This window comes from Streptomyces sp. NPDC046887, from assembly GCF_040644755.1.
Lineage (GTDB): Bacteria > Actinomycetota > Actinomycetes > Streptomycetales > Streptomycetaceae > Streptomyces > Streptomyces lichenis.
This window is the reverse complement of sequence record NZ_JBEYXH010000015.1, coordinates 54,554-78,207: the sequence shown is the minus strand read 5'-3', so window position 1 is coordinate 78,207 and position 23,654 is coordinate 54,554. Positions and strand designations below refer to the sequence as shown.

The following is a 23,654-nucleotide window of genomic DNA, read 5'->3' as shown; positions in this document are numbered from 1 at the left end:
TCGCTGCATGCCTGGCATCACGCGCGAGGAGGTCGCCCACCTCGCCCGGCTGGCGCGTCTGGAGCTGAAGGGCGAAGAGCTCGACCACTTCGCCGGACAGCTCGACGACATCATCGGCGCGGTCGCCCGCGTCTCCGAGGTCGCCGACCAAGACGTCCCCCCGACCTCCCACCCGCTGCCGCTGACCAACGTCATGCGCGCGGACGAGGTCCGTCCGTCGCTCACCCCCGCGCAGGCGCTCTCCGGCGCCCCGGCCCAGGAGCAGCAGCGTTTCAAGGTGCCGCAGATCCTGGGGGAGGACTGACCGATGACCGACATCATCAAGCTCACCGCCGCCGAGACCGCGGCGAGGATCGCCTCCGGCGAGCTCACCGCCGTCGAGGTCACCGAGGCCCATCTGGCCCGGATCGAGGCCGTGGACGAGAAGGTCCACGCCTTCCTGCACGTCGACCGGGAGGGCGCCCTCGCCCAGGCCCGCGCCGTGGACGCCAAGCGCGAGCGCGGCGAGACCCTCGGCCCGCTGGCCGGCGTACCGCTCGCCCTGAAGGACATCTTCACCACCAAGGACATGCCGACCACCGTCGGCTCCAAGATCCTTGAGGGCTGGCTGCCGCCGTACGACGCCACCCTGACCCAGCGCCTGCGGGACGCCGACGTCGTCATCCTCGGCAAGACCAACATGGACGAGTTCGCCATGGGGTCGTCCACCGAGAACAGCGCCTACGGCCCGACCGGCAACCCCTGGGACCTGACCAGGATCCCCGGCGGCTCCGGCGGCGGGTCCAGTGCCGCGCTCGCCTCGTTCCAGGCGCCGCTGGCCATCGGCACCGACACCGGCGGCTCCATCCGCCAGCCGGCCGCCGTCACCGGCACCGTCGGCGTCAAGCCCACCTACGGCGGGGTCTCCCGCTACGGCATGGTGGCCTTCTCCTCCTCCCTGGACCAGGGCGGCCCCTGCGCCCGCACGGTCCTGGACGCGGCCCTGCTGCACGAGGCGATCGCCGGCCACGACCCGCTGGACTCCACCTCCATCGACGCCCCCGTGCCACCGGTGGTCGATGCCGCGCGCAACGGCTCGGTGGCCGGGATGCGGGTCGGCGTGGTCAAGCAGTTCCGCGGCGAGGGCTACCAGGCCGGTGTCCTCCAGCGGTTCGACGAGAGCGTCGAGCTGCTGAAGGAGCTGGGCGCCGAGATCGTGGAGCTGGACTGCCCGTCCTTCGACCTGGCGCTCTCCGCGTACTACCTGATCGCCCCGTCCGAGTGCTCCTCGAACCTCGCCCGGTTCGACGGCCTGCGCTACGGGCGGCGCACCGGCGACGACGGCTCGCGCTCCGCCGAGGACGTCACCGCCCTCACCCGCGAGGCCGGCTTCGGCGACGAGGTCAAGCGCCGCATCATGCTCGGCACCTACGCGCTCAGCTCCGGCTACTACGACGCGTACTACGGCTCCGCGCAGAAGGTCCGCACCCTCATCACCCGGGACTTCGAGAAGGCCTTCGAGCAGGTCGACGTGATCGTCTCCCCGACGACCCCGACCACCGCCTTCCCGATCGGCGAGCGCGCCGACGACCCGATGGCGATGTACCTCGCCGACCTGTGCACCATCCCGACCAACCTGGCCGGGAACGCCGCCATGTCGCTGCCCTGCGGCCTGGCCCCCGAGGACGGCCTCCCGGTCGGCCTGCAGATCATCGCCCCCGCCCTGAAGGACGACCGCCTCTACAAGGTCGGCGCGGCCGTCGAGGCCGCGTTCCTGGCGAAGTGGGGACACCCGCTGCTTGAGGAGGCTCCGTCGCTGTGAGCGCACTGACCAAGGCCAAGGGCTTCAAGAAGTCCCGGACCGGTACGTATCTGTCCATCGGCACCACCGCGTTCGGCGCGCTGAGCATCATCAAGCAGGTCCGCAAGGCCCGCTCGGAGAGCGACGCCCTGCTGCTGCTCGACGCCGTCGTGTCCGCCGCCGCCATCGGCACCGGCCTCGCCATCCTGCTGCGCGAACTCAAGCGCATCGGCGACGACGACGTGCTGTTCGGCTGAGAGGGAAGCAACACCGTGACCGTCATCACCGAGCTGGTGCCGTTCGACGAGGCCCTCGCCGCCTACGACCCCGTCATGGGGCTTGAGGTCCACGTCGAACTGGGCACCAGGACCAAGATGTTCTGCGGCTGCTCCACGGAGCTGGGCGCCGACCCCAACACCCAGACCTGCCCGGTCTGCCTCGGCCTGCCCGGCGCCCTCCCGGTCGTCAACGCCATCGGCGTCGAGTCCGCGATCAAGATCGGCCTCGCGCTGCACTGCGAGATCGCCGAGTGGTGCCGCTTCGCCCGGAAGAACTACTTCTATCCGGACATGCCGAAGAACTTCCAGACCTCCCAGTACGACGAGCCGATCGCCTTCAACGGCTACCTCGACGTGCAGTTGGAGGACGGCGAGATCTTCCGCGTGGAGATCGAGCGCGCCCATATGGAGGAGGACACCGGCAAGTCGACCCACGTCGGCGGTGCCACCGGCCGTATCCACGGCGCCTCCCACTCGCTGCTGGACTACAACCGCGCCGGCATCCCGCTGATCGAGATCGTCACCAAGCCGATCACCGGCGCGGGCGCTCGCGCCCCGGAGGTCGCCAAGGCGTACGTGGCCGAGCTGCGCGAGCTCATCCGGGCGCTCGGCGTCTCCGAGGCCCGGATGGAGATGGGCCAGATGCGCTGCGACGTCAACCTGTCGTTGCGGCCCAACGGCACCGAGAAGTTCGGCACCCGCTCCGAGACCAAGAACGTCAACTCGCTGCGGAGCGTGGAGCGGGCCGTCCGCTACGAGATCGGCCGCCACGCGGGCGTGCTCAACGCGGGCGGGACGATCATCCAGGAGACCCGCCACTTCCACGAGGACGACGGCTCCACCACCTCGGGCCGGGTCAAGGAGGAGGCCGAGGACTACCGGTACTTCCCCGAGCCCGACCTGGTGCCGGTGGCCCCGTCCCGCGAGTGGGTCGAGGAGCTGCGCGCCACCCTGCCCGAGCTGCCCCGCGTACGCCGCAACCGGCTGCGCGAGGAGTGGGGCGTCACCGAGCTGGACATGCAGTCCATCCTCAACGCGGGCGCGGTCGACCTGATCGTCGCCACCACCGAGGCGGGTGCCGACTCCGCTTCGGCCCGCAAGTGGTGGCTGGGCGAACTGGCCCGCAGCGCCAACGAGTCCGGCCGCCCGCTGGATGCCCTGCCGATCACCCCGGCGCAGGTCGCCCGGGTCAGCGAGCTGGTCGCCGCCGGCGACCTCAACGACAAGCTGGCCCGCCAGGTCATCGAGGGCGTGCTGGCCGGCGAGGGCGACCCGGACACCGTGGTGGAGAAGCGCGGCCTGAAGGTCGTCTCCGACGAGGGCGCGCTCGGCACCGCCGTGGACGAGGCCATCGCGGCCAACGGCGCCATCGCGGACAAGATCCGCGGCGGCAAGGTCGCGGCGGCCGGCGCGCTGGTCGGCGCGGTCATGAAGGCCACCCGGGGCCAGGCGGACGCGGCCCGGGTCCGGGAGCTGATCCTGGAGCGCCTCGGCGTCGAGGGCTGAGGGGCCGCGCTGCGCGCGGGGGAGCCGGTGGCGGGATCGCCGGCCGGCGGCCCCCGCGCTCGGTCGGCCGCCGACCGCCAGCCGTAGTCGGGGCCGGCCGTCGGTCGCGCGCTCGGCCGGTTGCCGGTGCCAGGTGCTGGGTCGGCCGCCGGCCACCGGCGAGGTCGGCCGTCGGTGCCAGTCGGCGGGTCGGCCGTCGGCGCTATGCGCTGGGTCGGCCGCCGGTGTCGCGTGGCTGGTCGGCCGTCGGCCACGCGCTCGATCGGGCGTCGGCGCCGCGTGTCGGGTCGGTCGCCGGTCTCAGGTGCGGGGTCGGCCGTCGGTGCCTCGTGGTCGGTCCGGCTGCCGGGCCATCGGCAGGGTCGGCCGCCGGGCCATCCGCAGAGGACGGCCGCCTGTCCCCTGCCGGGCCATGTGCCGGAGGCCGTACGCGGGGTGTCCATCTAGGGCACCCCGCGTTGCCCTGTGCGGGGGCGCGATGGGGGATGCCTTGCGTGGGTTGCCGTGGGGGTGGGGACGCGAGGCGGCGGGCGGGGGCGCGGGCTGGCGGCCTGTACCAACCCCCGCCCCCACCTGGGGTCTCGCGCGGCCCCCGGCGTCCCGCCGACTCCGGGCCCGCCCCGCGATCTCGGGGCTACTTGGATTCGACCCGCCCCACGCGGTCGGGGCCGGTCGTCAGGGCCTTGCTCGCGCTCTGCCAGGTGGGGGCGCCGGGGTGGAGCTGGGTGTGGAGGTAGGCCGCGGTGAGTTCGGCGAGGGCGCTGACCCGCTCGGGGTTCTCGTCGGTGGTCTCGGCGGCGTCGTATCCGGCGATCCCGCCGAGTCCGTGCTCCGCGTCGAACAGGGTGAGCAGGGACTTGGGGCCGGGGGCGAGGGTGTAGGGGTCGGCGTGCCAGTCCGGACCCATGTCCGTGAAGTGCCGGGAGTCGTCCTTGTCCCCGGCGACGACCAGCGCGGGTGCGGTCATGGTGGAGAAGTCGACGGCCCCGATGATCGGCCACTGCTCGGCCATGGGCCCGTTGAGGACTTCGCCGCCCCTGCCGGGCGCGGCGAGCAGTACGCCCGCCTTGATCCGGGGCTCGACCAGGTGCACCACGCTGCCGGTGTCGGGGTCGGTGAGCCCCGCGCCGAGAAGAAGGGCGGCGGTGAAGCCGCCGAGCGAGTGCCCGGCGAGGCCGACCTTGGTGGGGTCGATCCGTCCGGCGAGCTGCGGCACGCTGCGTTCGATCACGTCGAGCCGGTCGAGGATATGGGTCATGTCCTCGGCGCGGGAGCGCCAGAAGTCGGGTGCGCCGGGTGCGTCGGCGACCAGGTGGCTCAGCGTCCGGGAGGTGAGGTGGGTGGGCTGGAGGACGACGAACCCGTGTGCCGCCCAGAAGTCGGCGAGCGGCGCGTAGCCGTTGAGCGAGGAGAGGTTGTTCGAGGGGCCGTGGCCGTGGGAGAGCAGGATGACGGGGAGGCCGGTTCCGGTCGCGGGTGCGGAGACGCGCAGGTGCAGGTCCACGGGACGTCCGGGCACGGAGAGGACTACCGGGCTGAAGGACAGGACCGGGGCGGGCGTGCCCAGGGTGGAGGCGCTGGTGGCTGTGCTCACGAGGGGGTTCCCTTTCGGTGGGCACCCGCCGTCGCGGGTCTTGGAGACCGGCGGCGGACAGGGCGGTCAGGAGCGTCCCGTTTCGGCTAACCTGAAACGGAGCATCGCTCCCTTTAATATTCGGAGCGCTGCTCCGTTTTGTCAATCGGTGTGGAAGGAGGGCGTGATGGCCCCCGAAAGTCCTGCTGGGGAGTCGCCGTCCCGAGGCAAGCGGGCCGACGCGCAGCGCAACCGGCAGACGGTGCTCACCGCCGCCGCCGAGGTCTTCGTCACCTCCGGCGTCGATGCGCCGATCCGCCAGATCGCGGCCCAGGCGGGCGTCGGGATGGCCACGATCTACCGCCACTTCCCGACCCGGGCGGACCTCGTCACCGCCGTCTACCGCCACCAGATCGAGGCCTGCGCCGAGGCCGGACCGGACCTGCTGGCCCGTGCCGACTCCCCGCTCGACGCGCTGCGCCAGTGGATCGACCTCTTTGTGGACTTCCTGGTCACCAAGCACGGACTCGCCGACGCCCTGCAGTCCGACGACGACCGTTTCGCCACGCTGCACGCCTACTTCCTCGACCGCCTGCTGCCCGTCTGCGCCCAGCTGCTGGACGCCGCGGTCGAGGCCGGCGAGATCAGGCCCGGCACGCAGCCCTACGAGCTGATGCGCGGCATCGGCAACCTCTGCGTCGGACGTGACAACGACCCCCGCTACGACCCCCGCCGCCTGATCACCCTCCTTCTTCGGGGGCTCCAGCTACCTCGGGCGTCCTGATGTCTCGGGACGCCGGGCGCCCCGGCGCGGGAGCGGCCGGGTAGGGCGTCCGACGGTGGCTCAGGGGGAGGCGCGTCGGCGGGACAGCAGGAGGCGGGGGAAGTCCGGGTCGAGCGCGAGGACGGTGACCCGGACCTCGTCCCCGACCCGTACCGCCTCTTCCGGGGAGCAGCCGGGTCGCCCGGCGGGTCAGGGGTGCCCGTCCCGGTTGGGCCGGAGGAGCCGGAGACCCCGGGCGGCCGAGGGCCCCGCCACTGGGGGGAGTGGTGGCGGGGCCCGCTGCCGGCCCGGGGGCCGTGCCGTCCCGTGGGGGGTGGCGTTGTGCTTTCTGCCCGTGCGGCCACCGGGCAATCCCGGATGGCGAGTTCTCGCCACGGAGGCATAACGCAGGGGCGAGGAGGAGGCGGCAGGCGGCTTGGACGGAAGGGTCGGGCTGTTGGACATTCACCAAGGGGTCGCCGGGAGGCCTTTTCGGGGCCATCGGATCTGACTACCGTCCCGGGCAACCACGTCAATGGTCCGACGGAAGACCATTGGCCGTCGATGGGAGGTCGGGCTTGTCACCGCAGCGCGCGTACGGGATGGATGGCACGGCAGGACCCCAGCCCGCAGGAGTGAGCCGGCGGCGGGCGCTGGCGCTCGGCGGGGGTGTGGTCGGCGCGGCGGCGGCCGGGTCGCTGCTGCCGCCCTCGCTGCGGGAGGCGATGGCCGCCGCACCGCCCACCGGCGGGCTCAGAGCGGTCAAGCACGTGGTGGTCCTGATGCAGGAGAATCGTTCCTTCGACCACTACTTCGGCACCCTGCGCGGCGTACGCGGCTTCGGCGACCGCAACGCCGTCGAGCTGCCCTCCGGCCGCCCGGTGTTCGAGCAGCCCGGCCCGGGCGGCACCGGCTCCGTACTGCCGTTCCCGATCCGCGGTGCCGCCGAGACACAGGCCAAGGACCTCCAGTACATCGGCGACCTGGACCACTCCTGGGGCGGCGGCGCCAAGGCGTGGCGGGACGGCTGGATGGACGGCTGGGTCTCCGCGAAGACCGCCGCGACCATGGCGTACTACGACCGCCGGGACATCCCGTTGCACTACGAGCTGGCCGACACCTTCACCGTCTGCGACGCCTACCACTCCTCCGTCCACACCTCCACCAGCCCCAACCGCAACCACCTCTGGTCCGGCTGGACCGGCTACGAGGCCGACGGCAGCCGGGCGGTGACCAACGCCGCGTACGCCGAGGACACCCACCCCGGCTACCCCTGGACCACCTACGCCGAGCGGCTGGAGCGGGCCGGGCGGAGCTGGCAGACGTACACCGAGTGGGAGAACTTCACCGACAACAACATCGAGTTCTTCACCACCTTCAAGAAGATCGCCCGCAAGGCGCTGGCCCGGACCGGCGGGCACACGTACATGGAGTCCTTCTACGCCGCGGTGCGGACCGCTCCGGCGGCCGAGCGGGAGCGGCTGCTCGCGGCGCTGGAGGAGGGGGTGGCGACACTGACCGCCGCCGAGCGCTCGCTGTTCGAGCGGGGGCTGCGCCGGGTGGAGAGCGGCACCCTGGCGGACCGCTTCCGGGCCGATGTGGCCGCCGGGCGGCTGCCGGAGGTCTCGTATCTGGTCCCGTCGGCGGTGGACTCCGAGCACCCGGGCTCCTCCTCGCCGATCGCCTCGGCCACCCTGGTCTACAAGATCCTCGACGCGCTCGGCTCGCACCCGGAGGTCTGGCGGCACACCGTGCTGCTGATCAACTACGACGAGAACGACGGCTTCTTCGACCATGTCCCGCCGCCCGTCCCGCCGGTCGACGACCCCGACGAGCGCTGGCAGGGCCGCCCCACCGGCCTGGGCATCCGAGTGCCGCTGCTCGTCGTCTCGCCCTGGACCACCGGCGGCTATGTCTGCTCGGAGGTCTTCGACCACACCTCGGTGATCCGCTTCCTGGAGAACTGGACCGGGGTCCGCGAGCCCAACATCACCCCCTGGCGGCGCCGGGTCACCGGTGATCTGACCGGCGCCTTCGACTTCCGCCGGGGCCGCCCTCGCCCCGCCCTGGAACGTCCGGGCCCGATCCCCCCGTTCACCGGCCGCTGGCGCCCGCAGCCGCCCGCCGAGCAGCGGATGCCGGTCCAGGAGCGGGGCACCCGGCCGGCCAGGCCGCTGCCGTACCAGCCGGACGTCCACGCTCGCACGGGCAACGGCACCGTGGAGCTGAGGCTGAGCAACACCGGCCGCTCCCATGTCCCGCTCGCGCTCTACCCGTACGCCGGTGAGTTCGCCGCCCCGCAGCACCGGGACCTCCGGGGTACGGCACGCTGGCGGGTGCCCGTCACCGGCGCCGCGTACCGCTTCACCGTCACCGGCCCGGGTGGCTTCCGCCGCGAGTTCGCCGGACCGGCCGACGGCGGCTGCGAGCTCACCACCCGGCTCGCCCCCGGCGAGCGCGCGCTCCATCTCACCCTGGAGAACACCGGAGCCGAACCGGTGACCTTCACGGTCCGCCCGCTCGGCTACGCGGAGGGCCGCCCGTACACCTCCGCGTCCGGCCGCCCCGCCCGGCCCCGTACCGTCACCGTCCGGCCGGGCCGCAGCCGCACCCTCACCCACTCCGCCGCCGGGGCGCACGGCTGGTACGACCTGGAGGTCACCGCCCCGGGCGGCTTCCGGCGCCGGCTGATGGGCCATCTGGAGAACGGCCGGGAGAGCGTCTCGGGGTGAGGGGGAGGGGAGACGGACGAGGGGCAGGAGGAGACGGGCACTCCGTACGAGACACGCGCGGACGGTGAGGAGCGACACCAAAGGGACAAAGGATCTCGTTAGGGTGCGAGAGTCCTGTGCGCAGGTCACGCGTTCCTCGCGGGCGGTCCCCTGGTGCCACGATCAGCGGCACTCCCCGGTGAGGATCCACGAACCATCCAGGGAGCGAACCCGTTGGCAGCCCTCGCCCGGTGGTGTGTCAGCCACCGACTCGCCACCGTCCTGCTCTGGCTGCTGACCCTCGGCGCCGTCTCGGCCGCGGCGGCCGCCGCCGGTCCCACGTACAGCAACGACTACGAGGTGCCGGGCACCGAGTCCGGCCGCGCGGCCGAACTGCTGACGGCCGGATTCGGCGGGGCCGGCGGCGAGGGCGACACCCTGGTCTGGCACAGCGGGACGGCCGGCGGGGTGCGCGCGGCCGCGGTCGAACGGCGGATGACCGCGATGCTGGGGAAGGTGGCGGAGCTGCCCGGAGTCGCCACCGTGACCAGCCCGTACGCCGTGCCGGGCCCCACCTCCGGGGCGAACGGGTCCGCCAAGGGCACCCGACCGGCGGCGGCCCTGCTCCCCGCCCCCGGCACGCTCAGCGCGGACGGCCGTACCGCCTACGCCCAGGTCGCCTTCGACCGCCCGGCGGCCGAGCTGACCCCCGCCCAGGTCCGGGCCTATGTCGCCACCGCCCGGGCCGCCGCCGGGGACGGGGTACGGGTGGAGTTCGGCGGCACCGCGGTCGCCGCCGCCACCGAGGTGCCCACCTCGCACACCGCCGAGCTGGTCGGGGTGGCCGTGGCCGCCGCCGTGCTCTTCCTCGCCTTCGGCTCGCTCGCCGCCAGCCTGCTGCCGATCGCCACCGCACTGGTCGGCGTCGGCACCGCCTACGCCGGGATCGGACTGCTCGGCCACGCCATGATCGTGGCCGACTTCGCGCCCATGCTCGGCATGCTCATCGGCCTGGGCGTCGGCATCGACTACGCGCTGTTCCTCGTGACCCGGCACCGCAAGGGGCTGAAGCGGGGACTGCCGGTCGCCGACGCCGCCTGCGAGGCGGTCGCCACCACGGGCCGGGCCGTGGTCTTCGCCGGCGCCACCGTCTGCATCGCGCTGCTCGGCATGCTGGTGCTGCGGCTCGGCTTCCTCAACGGTGTCGCTCTCGCCGCCGCGCTGACCGTCGTCCTCACCGTGGCGGCCTCCATCACCCTGCTACCCGCCCTCCTCTCGTCCATCGGCCCGCGCGCCCTCTCCCGCCGGGAGCGCGCCCGGCTCGCCGTCCAGGGACCGGTGCCCGAGCGGGTCACCGGGCCGGCCGCGCGCTGGGCCGCGTTCGTCGAGCGCCGCCCCACCCTGCTCGGGCTGCTGGCCGCCGCCATCATGCTGGTGCTGGCGCTCCCCGCGGCCGGGCTGCATCTGGGCACCTCCGACCAGGGCAGCGCACCGGCCGGCTCCACCGCCCGCAATGCCTACGACCTGCTCGCCGACGGCTTCGGCCCCGGCGTCAACGGGGCGCTGACGCTGGCCGCCGAGGTGGACGGCGCGGACGACCGGGTCGCCCTCAGCCGGCTGCCGCTGATGCTGCGCGCCACCGACGGGGTCGCCTCCGTCGGCCCGGTGACCTACGGCGGCGCCGGTACGGCCGCGCTCACCGTGGTCCCCGCCACCGCCCCGCAGTCCCGGGCCACCAGCGAACTGGTGGAGCGGCTGCGCACCGAGGTGCTGCCCGCCGCCCAGCACGGCACCTCGCTCCGGGTCCATGTCGGCGGCATCACCGCCGGCTACGACGACTTCGCGCGGGTCATCGTCGGCAAACTGCCGCTGTTCACCGGGGTGGTCATCGGACTCGGCTGCCTGCTGCTCCTGCTCGCCTTCCGCTCGGTGGGCATCCCGCTGAAGGCCGCCGTCATGAACATCGCGGCCGTCGCCGCCGCGTTCGGGGTGGTGGTCGCCGTCTTCCAGTGGGGCTGGGGCAGCGAACTGCTGGGCCTGGGAGGGGGCGGGCCCATCGAGCCCTTCCTGCCGGTGATCATGGTGTCGGTGCTCTTCGGGCTCTCCATGGACTACCAGGTCTTCCTGGTCAGCCGGATGTACGAGGAGTGGCTGGAGACCGGCGACAACCGGCGGGCCGTCCGGGTCGGGCTGGCCGAGACCAGCCGGGTCATCAACTCCGCCGCGGTGATCATGATCGCGGTCTTTCTCGCCTTCGTGCTCACCGGTGACCGGATCATCGCCATGTTCGGGGTCGGGTTGGCGGCCGCGGTCGCGCTGGACGCCTTCGTACTGCGCACCCTGCTGGTGCCGGCGCTGATGCATCTGCTCGGCCGCGCCAACTGGTGGCTGCCGCGCTGGCTGGACCGGCTGCTGCCGCGGATCAGCATCGAAACCCCGGCGACCGGCGACGACGACCATGCGAAGATCCCCTGGCAGCGCGCGAGCGGCAGCGACGACGAGCAGGACGAGCAGCTCGTGCCCTGACCGGGCGGCCGACCGGCCGCGATCCGGGTGTGCGTGGGAGACGGGGAGAACGGGCCGGATGTACGCGATACCGCTGGGCGTGGACGGGGCGGAACTGGGCCCGCTGGAGCCGTGGCAGGCCGAGGAGCTGCTTGTCCACATGGACCGGGGCCGGGAGTACATCGGGCGGTTCGTCCCGCTGCCGGAGGTCAACAAGGACCTGCCCTCGGCCCGCGCCTGGCTTCAGGTGTACGCCGACGGGGCCGCCGCCGACACCCGCCGGCTGTGGGGCATCCGGCTGGACGGGACGCTGGTGGGCGGGGTCCTCTTCCGGGTCTTCGACACCGAGCGCGGGGTCTGCGAGGCCGGCTGCTGGCTGGAGCCGTCCGCCGCCGGGAAGGGCCTGGTCACCCGGGCCTGCGAGGTGATCATCGACTGGGCCGTGGAGCGGCGCGGGATGCACCGGGTGGAGTGGCATGTCGACCCGGAGAACACCGCCAGCGTCAACGTCGCCAAGCGGCTCGGGATGACCCGCGAGGCCCGGCTGCGCGAGGTCGACGTCCACCGCGGCGCCCGCCGGGACGTGGAGATCTGGGCGGTGCTCGCCCCCGAGTGGCGCGAGCACCGGCGTACCGCGGAGCACCGGGGTACTGGCGAGCACCGGCGTACGGGTGGCGGTACGGACCCGGTGGCGGGCGGCGGCCGGGCTTGAGACCGGGTGGCGGGCGGCCGGGCCTGAGGCCCGGCGGGGTGTGACTGAGGCCCGCCCGGGCCCGCCTGAGTCCCCCTTACCCGCGGCTGAGGAGGGTCTGAGTCCCCGTACCGCCGCCTCTAAGGACCCTCCCCCGCCAGGAATGCGGCAGGCGCCCGATGTGGCGGGGCCCGCTGGGGGACGAGAGTGGTGGATGTCAGCAGGAAGACCACCACCGGCTCCCAGGAGGACCCGATGTTCCCGTACGAGACGCACCCCACCCGCCACACCGAGCTGGTCCGCGAGGCCCGCGCCGAGGGACTGGCCAAGGCGGTCCGGGCGGCCCGCAAGGCCGCCCGCGGCTCCGGTCGCGATGAAGCCGAGGGGCGGGTGGACCCGGGCTGGAGGGACCAGCTCGCCACCGCCGCCTGACGTTCGGTCAATGTCCGCCGATCGTTCGAACACCGACCCTTTGTCAGACGCCTGTGCGATGCTCTGCGACGTGGAGACCAAGTCCTTCAGCCCGGTGTTCGTCGGCAGGACCGGCGAGCTCGCCACGCTCACCGAAGCGCTCTCCCGCGGATCCGCGGGAGAGCCGCAGGTGCTGCTCGTGGGCGGCGAGGCCGGGGTCGGCAAGACCCGGCTGCTGGAGGAGTTCCTCGGCGAGGCGACCGCCCGCGGCGCGGTCGTCGCCGTCGGCGGCTGCGTCGAGGTCGGCGCGGACGGGCTGCCCTTCGCCCCGTTCTCCACCGCGCTGCGCGCCCTGCGCGGACTGCTGCCCGAGGAGCTGGCCGCCGCCGCCGAGGGCCAGGAGGGCGAGCTCGCCCGGTTGCTGCCCGAGCTGGGCGAGGCCCGTTCCCACGACCCGTACGGCGAGGACAGCACCGCCCGGCTGTTCGAGCTCACCGCCCGGCTGCTGGAGCGGGTCGCCGCCGAGCGCACGGTCGTCCTCGCCCTGGAGGACCTGCACTGGGCCGACGCCTCCACCCGCCATCTGCTCGCCTACCTCGTCCGCACCCTGCACCGGGGGCGGCTCACCGTCATCGCCACCTACCGCGCCGACGACGTCCACCGCCGCCACCCGCTGCGCCCGCTCCTCGCCGAGCTGGACCGGGTGCGCGCGGTGCGCCGCGTCGAACTGCCCCGCTTCACCCGCACCGAGGTCCACCGCCAGCTCATCGGCATCCTCGCCGCCGAGCCCGCCGCCGCCCTGGTCGACGACATCTACGCCCGCTCCGAGGGAAACGCCTTCTTCGTCGAGGAACTGGCGATGGGCCACGACTGCGGATACGAACCGGGCGCGCTCAGCGACTCGCTGCGCGACCTGCTGCTGGTCCGGGTGGAGCGGCTCGGCGAGGACACCCAGCGGATCGTGCGGATCGTCGCCGAGGGCGGCTCCACCGTCGAGTACGGGCTGCTGGCCGCGGTCGCCGGGCTCCCGGAGGACGAGCTGATCGAGGCGCTGCGCGAGGCCGTCGGCGCCAACATCCTGCTCCCCGCGGCGGACGGCGAGGGGTACCGCTTCCGGCACGCCCTGGTCCGCGAGGCGGTCAGCGACGACCTGCTGCCCGGCGAGCGCTCCCGGCTCAACCGGCGCTACGCCCAGGCCCTGGAGGCCGACCCCGCCCTGGTCCGCGCCGACGCCCGCACCACCCGCCTCGCCGGATACTGGTACCACGCCCATGACGCGGCCAAGGCGCTGCCCGTGGTGCTCAGGGCCGCCGTGGAGGCGCGCAAGCGGCACGCCCACGCCGAGCAGCTGCGGCTGCTGGAGCGGGGGATGGAGTTGTGGGACGGCGTCCCCGAGGACGTCCGCGACTCCCTGCGGCCCATGGACGACGCCGAGGCGTACCCGGCCTGCGGCCGCGACCCCGGCACCAGCCCGCTGCGCTTCATGGACCTGCTCGCCGAGGCGGCGGTGGCGGCCCGGCTGTGCGGGGAGCGGGAGCGCGCCCTGAAGACCGTCAAGCGGGCCCTGCGGCTGCTGGACGACGGGGACCGCGGCGACCCGGCCCGCGATCCCCTGCGCGCCGCCTGGTTCAGGGCCGAGCGCTCCCGGCTGACCGACGCGCTGGGCCGCGGTGACGGCTGGGAGGACATCGCCGCCGCTCAGGAACTGCTGCGCGGGCTGCCGCCGTCGCCCGTGCACGCCCAGGTGCTCGCGGTCGCCGCCGGCTGGGGCATGCTGCACGCCCCCGGACGGGACAGCCTGGCCGCCGCCGAGCGGGCCGTGGAGTACGCGCGGCTGGTCGGCGCCGAGCCGGTCGAGCTCAACGCCCTCACCACCCTCGGCTGCATCACGGCCGACGCCGGCGACACCGAGGCCGGGATCGCCATGGTCCGCGCGGCCGGACGGCGGGCCCTCGCCCTGGACCTCACCAGCGAGGCCTCCCGGGGCTTCGTCAACCTCACCAACTGCCTGGAGGCCGTCGGCCGCTCCCGGGAGGCCGTCGAGGTCGGCCGCGACGGCGTCGCCTACGCCCGGCGGTGCGGACTGCGCGACGGCGAGGGCTGGTCGCTGGGCAACCTCACCGAGTCGCTGGTCTCGCTCGGCGAGTGGGAGGAGGCGGAGGAGGGGGCCGAGCGGCTGCTGCACACCTCCTACAGCGTCATGCCGCGGGGCATGGCCCATCTGGTCTTCGCCGAACTGCGGCTGGCCCGAGGCGAACCGGAGTCCGCCGCCGCCTCCCTGGCACGTGCCAGGGTGGCGTACGGCAAGCACGACCGGGTCCTGCAGCACCGGCTGCCGATGGCCCGGATCGAGCTGGCCGTGGCCGCCGCCCAGGGGCGCTTCGCCGACGCCCGGGCGGTGCTCGCCGCCCATGTCGGCCAGGGCATCCCCGTCGGCAGCCACCGCTACGGCTGGCCGCTGCTGCTCGCCGCCGCCACCGTCGAGGCGGACGCCCGCGGGCTGCCCGCCGCCGAGCCGGGGCGCGCCGAGGCGTTGGCCGCGATCCGAGGCGCCGCCCGGCATCTCACCGCCCCGGTCCCGCTCTGGCAGGCGTACGGGCTGTACGTCTCCGCCGAGACCGCCCGGGCCGAGGGACAGGACGACCCGGAGCGCTGGGCGGAGGTGCTGGCCGTCTTCGAACCGCTGGAGCGGCCCCACCCGCTGGCCCTGGTCCGCCACCGCCGGGCCGACGCGCTGCTCGCCGCGGGCGGTTCCCGCGACGAGGCCGCGACCCTGCTGAGGCAGGCCCAGCGCACCGCGCTGCGGCTCGGCGCCCGGCCGCTGCGCGAGGAGGTGGAGCTGCTCGCCGCCCGCGCCCGCCTGCCGCTCACCGAACCGGCCGCCCCGGCGCCCGTCGAGCGGCAGCCGGACGACGGCTTCGGGCTCACCCCGCGCGAGCAGGACGTGCTGCGCCTGGTCGCCGAGGGCCGCACCAACCGCCAGATAGCCGAGGAGCTGTTCATCTCGCCGAAGACGGCCAGCGTCCATGTCTCGAACATCCTCGGCAAGCTTGGCGTCGCCGGCCGGGGCGAGGCCGCCGCCCTCACCCACCGGCTCCGCCTGCTCCCCGAGGTGCCCGTCTGACCCCCTGAGGACGGGGGCCTCTACTCCCCGCTACGACACCTTCAGCCGCAGCAGCCGGTCGTCGCCGTCCTCGGGGGTGCCCCGGGTGTCGGTCTCGCTGGTCAGCAGCCACAACCGGTCGCCGCCGGGGGCCAGTACGGTGCGCAGCCGCCCGTACTCCTCCTCCAGGAAGGACTGCGGGTCGGCGGCGGTCTTCGTGCCGTCCAGCGGGATCCGCCACAGCCGCTCACCGCGCAGCGCCGCCATCCAGAGGGAGCCCTGGGCGTAGGCGATGCCGCTGGGGGAGGCCTCGGAGGTACGCCACTGGGCGACCGGCTCGGTGAACCCGCGCCGCTCGCCCTTGCCCTCGGTCTCCGGCCAGCCGTAGTTCTTGCCCGGCTCGATCAGGTTGAGCTCGTCCCAGGTGTTCTGGCCGAACTCCACCGCCCACAGCCGCTTCTCCGTGTCCCAGGCCAGTCCCTGCACATTGCGGTGGCCGAGGGAGTAGACCAGCGAGTCCGGATCCGGGTTGCCGGGCGCGGGCTCGCCGTCCGGGGTCATCCGCAGGATCTTGCCGCCCAGCGAGGCCTTGTCCTGCGCCAGCCCCGTCTCCCCGGTCTCCCCGGTGCCCGCGTACAGCATCTTGTCCGGGCCGAACGCGATCCGGCCGCCGTTGTGGATCGTGCCCTTGGGGATGCCGCGCAGCACCGTGTCCGGCGCCCCGAGCTGCTGCCCGGCGGGCTTGCGCTCGTCGTAGAGCAGCCGGGCGATCCGGTTGTCGGAGTCGGTGGTGAAGTACGCGTAGACCTGGCGGTCCGAGGCATACGCGGGAGAGACGGCCAGGCCCAGCAGCCCGCCCTCGCCCCCCGGAGCGACCCCCGGCACCGAGCCGATCTCGGTCTTCTTGCCGCTCTCCGCGTCGACCCGGGTGATCGTCCCCTCGTCGCGGGAGGAGACCAGCAGGTCCCCGTCCGGCAGGGCGGCCAGCCCCCAGGGCGACTTCAGCTCCTCGGTGAGGGTGGCCACCACCGTGGCGGTGCCCTTGGCCGGCGGCACCGAGGCGGAGGGCGCCCCCGAGGGCGCGGGGGAGGAGGCCGCCGGCGAGGTGCGGCCGCCCCCCTGCCCGGGGGCCTCGCCCCCACCGGAGGAGCACCCGGCCGCCAGCATCAGTACGGCGGTCGCCAACACGGCAATCACAGCTGGACGTTGCACGTTCTCGATCCCTTCGACACGGCGGCGGCAGCAGCCCGTGCCCCCTTCATACACCGCCCACGCCACCGCGTTCGGCCCCCCGCGACGAAGATCCCGCCCCGGGGCCGCGCGGTCGCGGGACGGGGTCCTGGCGCCCAGCGCCCATCCGGCCGCCGGGCCGGTTGGGCGTCAACCACCCGGCGGGTACCACCGCCATCGGGCGCCAACCGCCCCCATCTGCCGTCTCGTGCCCTCATCCGCACTGATCCGCCGCCATGCGCCATTCCCCGGCGCCGGGGAACGCACCGTCGCTCAGTCCCAGGAGCCCCGGGCCGGGGGCAGCGCGGCGATCTCGGCCAGGTCGGCCGGGGTCAGTCGCAGGGCGGCGGCGCCTGCGTTCTCCACGGCCCAGCGGGCCTGTTTGGTGCCGGGCACCGGGACCACCTGGTCGCCCTGGGCCAGCGTCCAGGCCAGCGCCACCCCGGCCGGGGTCACCCCCGCCGCCGCGCCGCCGTGCCGCTCGGCGACCCGGCGCAGGCCGGCCACCAGCGGTTGGTTGGCGGCCATCATCTCGGCGGTGAACCGGGGGTGCCGGGCCCTCGGGTCGTCCGGCTCGAAACCGCCGCCCGGGGTGAGCGTCCCGGTCAGGAAGCCGCTGCCCAGCGGCATCGCCGCCAGAAAGCCGACGCCCCGCTGCGTACACCAGGGCAGCAGCCGGGCCAGTGCCTGCGGCGACCACACCGACAGCTCCGCCTGCACCGCGCTCACCGGGAAGACCTGCTGCACCCGCTCCAGCTGCCGAATCGTTCCCGCGTACAGGTCCTCGACCGGGGACCCGGCGGGCGGCGTACGCCATCGGCCGGCCCGGCCCGGGGCCACCGGGCGGCGCGGGGCGCGTACGCCCACGGCGCACAGGCCCAGGGCCCGTACCTTCCCCGCCCGCACCAGCTCCGCCAGCGCGCCCCAGGTCTCCTCCACCGGCACCTCCGGGTCGGCCCGGTGCAGCTGGTACAGGTCGATGACATCGGTCTGGAGGCGGCGCAGTGAGGCGTCGCAGGCCCGGCGGACGTACCCGGGGCGGCCGTTGGCCACGATGTGCCCGTCGCCGACCAGCAGCCCGCACTTGGTGGAGACGAACACCTCGTCCCGCCGCTCCTTGAGCACCCGGCCGAGCAGCAGCTCATTGGTGAACGGCCCCCACATGTCGGCGGTGTCCAGCAGGCTCACCCCGGCGTCCAGCGCCGCGTGCACGGCCCGCAGCGAGCGGTCCCCGCGCTGCTGGGAGGAGGTGTACGCCCAGCTCATCGGCATACAGCCGAGGCCGACGGCGCCCACCTGAAGCGCGCTCGCGCCGATCGTCCTGCGCTCCAACTCCCCGTACCTCCCCGAAGGCCCTCGCACCGCGCCCCCAAACTAACCAATGGCGGCAGGAGCCCTTGGCATAGCCTCGGGGACCATGACGTACGACGTGTGGCTCCCCATCCCCGCCGACGAGATCGACGGGCTGCCCGCTCCCTCCGCCCCCGGCGGCGGCCCGCGCTACCGCTTCTGGGACGGCGGCCCCGACTTCCCGGCCGACCCGGCCGACTGCGCCTTCTATGTGGTGCCGTACATGAAGGGCAGCGAGATCGCGGTCCGGCCGATGGCGGAGATGACCTCGGTACGGGTGGTGCAGACGCTCTCCGCGGGCACCGACCATGTCACCCCGGGGCTGCCCGCACTGCCGCCCGGGGTGGCGCTGTGCAACGCCAAGGGCGTCCACGAGGCGAGCACCGCCGAGCTGACCGTGGCCCTGATACTCGCCTCGCTCCGGGGCTTCCCCGGCTTCGTCAGGGGCCAGGACGCCGAGGAGTGGCGGGACGGCTTCTACCCGGCGCTCGCCGACAAGTCGGTGCTGATCGTGGGCTACGGCTCGATCGGCGCGGCCATCGAGGACCGGCTCGCGCCCTTCGAGCTCGCGCGCGTGGAACGCGTCGCACGCTCCGCGCGCACCACCGCGCGCGGGCCGGTGCGGGCCCTCACGGAGCTGCCCGCGCTGCTGCCGGAGGCCGATGTGGTGGTGCTCTCCACCCCGCTGACCTCGGACACCCACCATCTCGCCGACGCGGCGTTCCTCGGCCGGATGAAGGACGGCGCGCTGCTGGTGAACGTGGCGCGCGGACCGGTGGTCGACACCAAGGCGCTGCTGGCCGAGACCGGGAGCGGGCGGATCACCGCGGCGCTCGATGTCACCGACCCCGAGCCGCTGCCGAAGGGCCATCCGCTGTGGCACGCCCCAGGTGTTCTGATCAGCCCGCATGTGGGCGGTTCCACCTCCGCGTTCATGCCCCGGGCCAAGCGGCTGATCGCCGGCCAGCTGACCCGTTTCGTACGCGGGGAGGAACTGCGCAACCGAGTCCTGACCACCGGCTGACCCCCCCCGTCCAATTCCCGGCCCCCGGCTCCCGGCCCTCGGCTCCCGGCCCCCGGTGTCCGGCCTCGGCGTCCGGCTCCGGGCCGCTGGCGTCCGGTTCCTGGCGTCCGGCCCTCGGTGCCCGGCTCCTGGCGTCCGGCCCTCGGTGTCCGGCGCCGCCGTCTCGGCTCAGGCCCGCGGTTGTCGTCTCGGCCCGGGCCCTGGGGCATCGTCCGGCCCGGGCCTCGGGGCATCGTTCCGGCCCGGCTTCCGGCCGTCGTCTCGGCCCGGCTGCCGGCTGCCGGCGGCCGGCTCGTCCGGCTTCCCGCTCTCGGCCGTCGTCTCGGCCCGGATCCCGGTCGATGTCCCGCCTCCGGCCCCGGGTCGCCGCCGACGACTTTCGGCCGCCGCTTTCGCCACCCAGTCGCCGGGCTCCGGGGCCGGACCGCCGCCTCGGTCGGGGGGCCGCGAACACCGGTCGTCGCCCGGGCGGGGAGGCCCGCGAGTCCCAGCCGCCGTCCTCGGCGCGGAGGCCTGCGGGCACCAGCTGCCCGCCTCGGTCGGGAGGCTCGCGGATACCGCCTGCCGGCGCCGGTCCGGGCCGAGGGGCGCCGAACGATGCTCCCGGCCGGGGCCCCGTACGCACCGGTCGCCGCCCGTGCCCGGGGCCGCGGGCACGGGCGGCGCCTGGGCCCTGGGGGTGCGTACAAGAGGCCGCCACCCCCGTCCGGACGGCCCGCGGACACGCGCCTCATCCCGGCCCCGGGGCTCCGCCGCCATCCGGCCCCGGGGCTCCGCGGACACCGGTCGCCACCCCCGGCCCGGGGCCTCGGACGCACCGGTCGCCACCCCCGCCCGGGGCCCCGTCCGCACCCGTCGCTACCCCGCCCCCGGCCCCCCGCGCCCAGCACAATCCGGCCAATTTCGTGATCGTCACGGAGCGTAGAGAACCCCTGTCCCTGTGTGACGGGACTGGTGTATCGTCCCGATCTGGGGGGAGGCGTCGAACAGATACCGGCGCAGGGGCACGACGTGACAGCCGATCAGGAACCGAGGGGGGCGACGGGTGATGCACGGTCGATGGGCAACCGATCCGACGCGGCGGGACGGGCGTACACCGTCCCCGGGCGCACCGCGCCCGCCGCGGAGCACGACGCACATGTCACCGCCGCGCACCCGGACAGCGCGGTGAGCGCCCCGGGAGTGCTCGTGGAGCGCCCGCCCGCCGCCACCGGTGGCGGCACCGCGGGGCCGCGGGCCGGCGGCGGACTGGGCACCCAGCTGATCCTCGCGGTGCTGTGCGGTGGGTACGCCACCGGCGCCGCCCTCGGCTGGGGTTCCCCCGAGATGGCCCTCGTCATGGGCGACTTCGGGCTGAGCGGGGCCGCGCTGGTGGCCTCCGTCTCCTGCCTGGTGTACGCGCGGACCAGGGACGGCCGGTTCCGGCCCGCCTGGCTGCTGTTCGCGTTCTCCTCCGCGATGGCCGCCGCGGGCAACGGGGTCTGGGGCTGGTACGAGGTGGTCCTCGACCGCCCGGTGCCCACCCCCTCCCTGGCGGACCTGTTCTTCCTGCTCTTCGCGCCGCCCGCGATCGTCGGGCTGCTGGTGCTCGCCAAGCGCCCGGTCACCCGGGCCGGCTGGGTCTGCCTGGGGCTGGACTCCTGGCTCATCGGCGGCTCGCTACTGACCCTCTCCTGGAGCCTGGCGCTCGCCCACACCGCGCACTTCCGGGGGGAGACGGTGGCCCGCGCGGCGCTCTCGCTGGCCTATCCGCTGCTGGACATCGTGCTGGTCAGCATGGTGCTGGCGCTGCACTTCCGGCGCTCCCAGGCGGGCCGTTCGGCCGTCCACACGGCCGTCGCCGCGCTCGCCCTGACCGTGCTGTGCGACGCGCTGTTCACCTCACCGCTGCTGCGCGAGCACTACGCCTCCGGGCAGCTGCTGGACGCCGGCTGGTTCGCCGGATCGCTGCTGCTGGCGTACGCGCCCTGGGGCGCCCGCCGGGCCGGGGTGCGGCCCCCGCCGCGCCGGCCGGCGCCCGAGGCCAGGGGCGCGGGCCGCTCGGCCAGCCGCCCGGTGGCCGGCTCGCTGGCCGCCCTCACCCCGTACCTGGCCGCCGCCGTCTGCACCCTGGGCATCCTGTACAACGCGGTCGAGGACCGCTCGGTGGACCGGGTGGTGGTCTTCACCGCCTGCACGGTGGTGCTCGCCCTGGTGATCCGCCAGGGCATCATGCTGATGGACAACATCGCCCTCACCCATGAACTGGCGCAGAAGGAGAACCACTTCCGCTCCCTGGTGCAGGGCTCCAGCGATGTGATCATGATCGCCGCGCCCAACGGCACCCTGCGCTACGTCAGCCCGGCCGCCTCCGGGGTGTACGGGCGCGAGGCCGACGAGCTGATCGGCTCCGAGCTGGCCGCCCTGATCCACCCCGACGACCTCGGCGGGGTGGTCCACGAGGTGCGCCGCTTCCTGGCCGCGCCGCCCACGGACGAGCCCACCACCCGGATCGAGTGCCGCTTCCGCTCCGGCACCGGCGACTGGCTCAACGTCGAATCCACCGTCAACCGCCACCAGGGCGGGCTGATCTTCAACAGCCGGGATGTCACCGAGCGGGTCCGGCTCCAGGCCCAGCTCCAGCACAACGCCGAGCACGACGCGCTCACCGAGCTGCCCAACCGGGCCCTGTTCACCCGGCGGGTGCGCGGAGCCCTGGGCGGCCGCCGGGCCGGGGACGCGGGCACCGCGGTGCTCTTCATCGACCTCGACGGCTTCAAGGGCGTCAACGACCGGCTCGGCCACCAGGCCGGCGACGAACTGCTGATCCAGGCCGCCCGCCGGCTCCAGGAGTCCGTCCGCGCCGGGGACACCGCGGCCCGGCTCGGCGGCGACGAGTTCGCCGCGCTGATCCTCGGCGGCGCCGGACACGACGAAGCCGACCGGGAGCTGCTGGTCGCCGAGATCGCCGAACGGCTGCGGCACACCCTCTCCCGCCCCTACGAGGTGGACGGCGGCCGGGAGGTGCGGGTCGCCGCCTCCATCGGCGTCGCCTTCGCCGAGCCCGGGATCTCCTCCGCCGAGCTGCTGCGCAACGCCGACCTGGCGATGTACCGGGCCAAGGCCGGCGGCAAGAACCGCGTCGAGCTCTACGGACCGCACCTCGGCGACGCTGTTCCGCAGGCCGCCGCTGGGAGTGCGCGCCGGGCCCCGGTCCCGGCCGGTGCTCCTCGGCACACCGCGGCCGCCGCCCACGCGCCCACCCCGCACGCGGGCGCCCCGGTGCATTCGGGGGGCGCACCGGCGCGTACCGCCGCACCCGTACACCCCGATGCGCCCCCGCCCCTCACCACCACCCCGGTGCCCGCGGCCATCAGCACCACCGCCCTCCCCGCGGCGATCACCACCACCTCCGGGCCACCCCTCTCCACGGCACCGCACCCGGGCGCCCCGCCGGCCTCAGCCGCCCGGCCCGGCCGCACCGGGCCGGGCCGGACGACCGACGGCGGTCCCGGTCATCCGCGGGGCGGCATCCCGCGCTCGGCCGCCCGCCGCGGCGACGGCGGCCCCCGGCCGTACCAGGTCACCCAGGACCTGTCCTTCGCCCTGCTGCATCAGCCGGTGGTGGACCTCGCCACCGGGCGGATCACCGCCGTGGCCGCCCAGCCCCGGCACCGCTCGGCCCAGGGCATCCTGCTCACCCCCACCGAGTTCCTCCGGGTCACCGACCTGGCCGAGCTCGCCGAACTGGCCACCGAGGCCGCCGAGCGCGCCGCTCCACCCGCGCCCGGGCGCCCCGCCCCCGGCACGGCCGACCGCGCGACCGGGCGCCCCACCCTGTCCCCGCGCCCGGCCGGCGGCGACGATCCGGCCGCCGCCGAACGGCCCGGCGCCGCCCTGCTGGAACGGGCCGTCGCCCAGGCTGCCGAGCGGGCCGCGCTCGGCCACCTCACCCCCGTATCGGTCCGGCTGCCGGCCCGCGGACTGCTCGCCGCGGCCCTGCCGGCTGGCACCGTCGAGAAGCTGCTCACCCGCTACGGACTGCCCTCCGGATCGCTGGTCATCGAGCTGTCCGACAGCGACCCCAGACTCTCCTTCGAGGAGCTGGAACGGCGGCTCAGCACCCTGCGCCGGCTCGGCGTACGGATCGCGCTGGACGGCTTCGGCAGCGGCTACGCCGCCATCAACGCGCTGCGCAGGCTCCCGGTGGACATACTGAAACTGGACCGGGGACTGGTCGACAACGTGGTCGAGTCCGCCCGGCTGCACAAGATCACCAGCGGTCTGCTGCGCATCGCCTGCGACCTCGGCATGCAGTCCGTCGCCGACGGGGTGGACGAGCCCGAGCAGATCCACGTACTGCGCGCGATGGGATGCACCCATGGCCAGGGCGCGGTCTTCTCCGGCCCGCTGGACGAGCACCGGCTGCGCCGGGCGCTCACCCGGGGCCAGTACCCGCTGCCGCTCGGCGCCGGACTGCCCGTCCTCAGCGGCGGAACCCTGCCCGCCATGCGCTCCTACCTCACCCTTCGACCACATGATGAGACGCGTATCCCACCCACTTGACACTGACGGTGCGCCGGGGGGAGGGTCAGTGCCATGCGCACCCGAATTCTCGTACTTGGAAAGCGCGTCGGCTGAGCAGGGCCTCGACACGGCCCTGCTGACTCCCCCCGACGCGCTCCCCTCGCTTGCCTCACGGCACGAGGGGTTTTTTGTTGCACCGGCACGTGCCAGAACCGCCCGAACC

At 74.5% G+C, this 23,654-nt stretch carries 15 protein-coding genes; 12 read left to right on the top strand and 3 right to left on the bottom strand.

The features are described from left to right. The first annotated feature begins 7 nt into the window (after nucleotides 1-7). From gatC to gatB, 4 genes are read left to right on the top strand one after another with little or no spacing between them, the layout of a single operon-like run. The gene (gene gatC, locus ABZ945_RS16605; protein WP_003966094.1) at nucleotides 8-304 is read left to right on the top strand and encodes an Asp-tRNA(Asn)/Glu-tRNA(Gln) amidotransferase subunit GatC; all 297 of its coding nucleotides are present in this window, start codon (nucleotides 8-10) and stop codon (nucleotides 302-304) included. A gap of 3 nt (nucleotides 305-307) precedes the next feature. Next, entirely contained in the window at nucleotides 308-1,801 is a 1,494-nt protein-coding gene (gatA, locus tag ABZ945_RS16600; protein ID WP_361269433.1) for an Asp-tRNA(Asn)/Glu-tRNA(Gln) amidotransferase subunit GatA, read from the top strand. Beyond that, nucleotides 1,798-2,037: a hypothetical protein gene (locus ABZ945_RS16595; RefSeq protein WP_361269431.1), complete on the top strand. Its 240-nt coding sequence runs from the start codon at nucleotides 1,798-1,800 to the stop codon at nucleotides 2,035-2,037. Before gatA ends, ABZ945_RS16595 begins: the two co-directional genes overlap by 4 nt. Nucleotides 2,038-2,052: 15 nt before the next feature. Next, nucleotides 2,053-3,564, top strand: a complete 1,512-nt coding sequence (gene gatB, locus ABZ945_RS16590; RefSeq protein WP_361269428.1) for an Asp-tRNA(Asn)/Glu-tRNA(Gln) amidotransferase subunit GatB — start codon at nucleotides 2,053-2,055, stop codon at nucleotides 3,562-3,564. 634 nt (nucleotides 3,565-4,198) lie between these two features. On the opposite strand, the gene ABZ945_RS16585 is transcribed toward gatB, so the two are convergent. Next, nucleotides 4,199-5,158 carry a chlorophyllase gene (locus ABZ945_RS16585; protein WP_361269426.1) on the bottom strand — a complete coding sequence of 320 codons (960 nt, stop codon included), beginning with the start codon at nucleotides 5,156-5,158 and terminating at the stop codon, nucleotides 4,199-4,201. 166 nt (nucleotides 5,159-5,324) lie between these two features. On the opposite strand from ABZ945_RS16585, the gene ABZ945_RS16580 reads away from it, so the two are divergent. The 6 genes from ABZ945_RS16580 (at nucleotide 5,325) to ABZ945_RS16555 (ending at nucleotide 15,342) form a co-directional block, all read left to right on the top strand. Beyond that, complete coding sequence (locus ABZ945_RS16580) at nucleotides 5,325-5,921, top strand: TetR/AcrR family transcriptional regulator (RefSeq protein WP_361269423.1); 597 nt, start codon at nucleotides 5,325-5,327, stop codon at nucleotides 5,919-5,921. 581 nt (nucleotides 5,922-6,502) lie between these two features. Then, nucleotides 6,503-8,632, top strand: a complete 2,130-nt coding sequence (locus tag ABZ945_RS16575; RefSeq protein WP_361269634.1) for a phosphocholine-specific phospholipase C — start codon at nucleotides 6,503-6,505, stop codon at nucleotides 8,630-8,632. Nucleotides 8,633-8,845: 213 nt separating this feature from the next. Then, nucleotides 8,846-11,137 (top strand): MMPL family transporter, encoded by a 2,292-nt coding sequence (locus tag ABZ945_RS16570; RefSeq protein ID WP_361269420.1) that lies wholly within the window; start codon nucleotides 8,846-8,848, stop codon nucleotides 11,135-11,137. Between the two features lie 58 nt (nucleotides 11,138-11,195). Beyond that, nucleotides 11,196-11,828, top strand: a complete 633-nt coding sequence (locus ABZ945_RS16565) for a GNAT family protein (protein ID WP_361269418.1) — start codon at nucleotides 11,196-11,198, stop codon at nucleotides 11,826-11,828. Nucleotides 11,829-12,017: 189 nt separating this feature from the next. Next, nucleotides 12,018-12,239 (top strand): hypothetical protein, encoded by a 222-nt coding sequence (locus ABZ945_RS16560; protein ID WP_361269415.1) that lies wholly within the window; start codon nucleotides 12,018-12,020, stop codon nucleotides 12,237-12,239. Nucleotides 12,240-12,297: 58 nt separating this feature from the next. Then, nucleotides 12,298-15,342 (top strand): AAA family ATPase, encoded by a 3,045-nt coding sequence (locus ABZ945_RS16555; protein WP_361269631.1) that lies wholly within the window; start codon nucleotides 12,298-12,300, stop codon nucleotides 15,340-15,342. Nucleotides 15,343-15,372: 30 nt separating this feature from the next. Here ABZ945_RS16555 and ABZ945_RS16550 read toward each other — a convergent pair whose 3' ends face one another. After that, nucleotides 15,373-16,518: a PQQ-dependent sugar dehydrogenase gene (locus tag ABZ945_RS16550; protein WP_361269412.1), complete on the bottom strand. Its 1,146-nt coding sequence runs from the start codon at nucleotides 16,516-16,518 to the stop codon at nucleotides 15,373-15,375. A 306-nt stretch (nucleotides 16,519-16,824) separates the two neighbouring features. Next, complete coding sequence (locus ABZ945_RS16545) at nucleotides 16,825-17,883, bottom strand: aldo/keto reductase (protein ID WP_361269410.1); 1,059 nt, start codon at nucleotides 17,881-17,883, stop codon at nucleotides 16,825-16,827. An 85-nt stretch (nucleotides 17,884-17,968) separates the two neighbouring features. Between ABZ945_RS16545 and ABZ945_RS16540 the strand changes: the two genes are divergently transcribed. Next, entirely contained in the window at nucleotides 17,969-18,925 is a 957-nt protein-coding gene (locus ABZ945_RS16540) for a 2-hydroxyacid dehydrogenase (protein WP_361269407.1), read from the top strand. A gap of 1,167 nt (nucleotides 18,926-20,092) precedes the next feature. Continuing rightward, nucleotides 20,093-23,470 (top strand): EAL domain-containing protein, encoded by a 3,378-nt coding sequence (locus ABZ945_RS16535; RefSeq protein ID WP_361269628.1) that lies wholly within the window; start codon nucleotides 20,093-20,095, stop codon nucleotides 23,468-23,470. Nucleotides 23,471-23,654 lie beyond the last annotated feature (184 nt).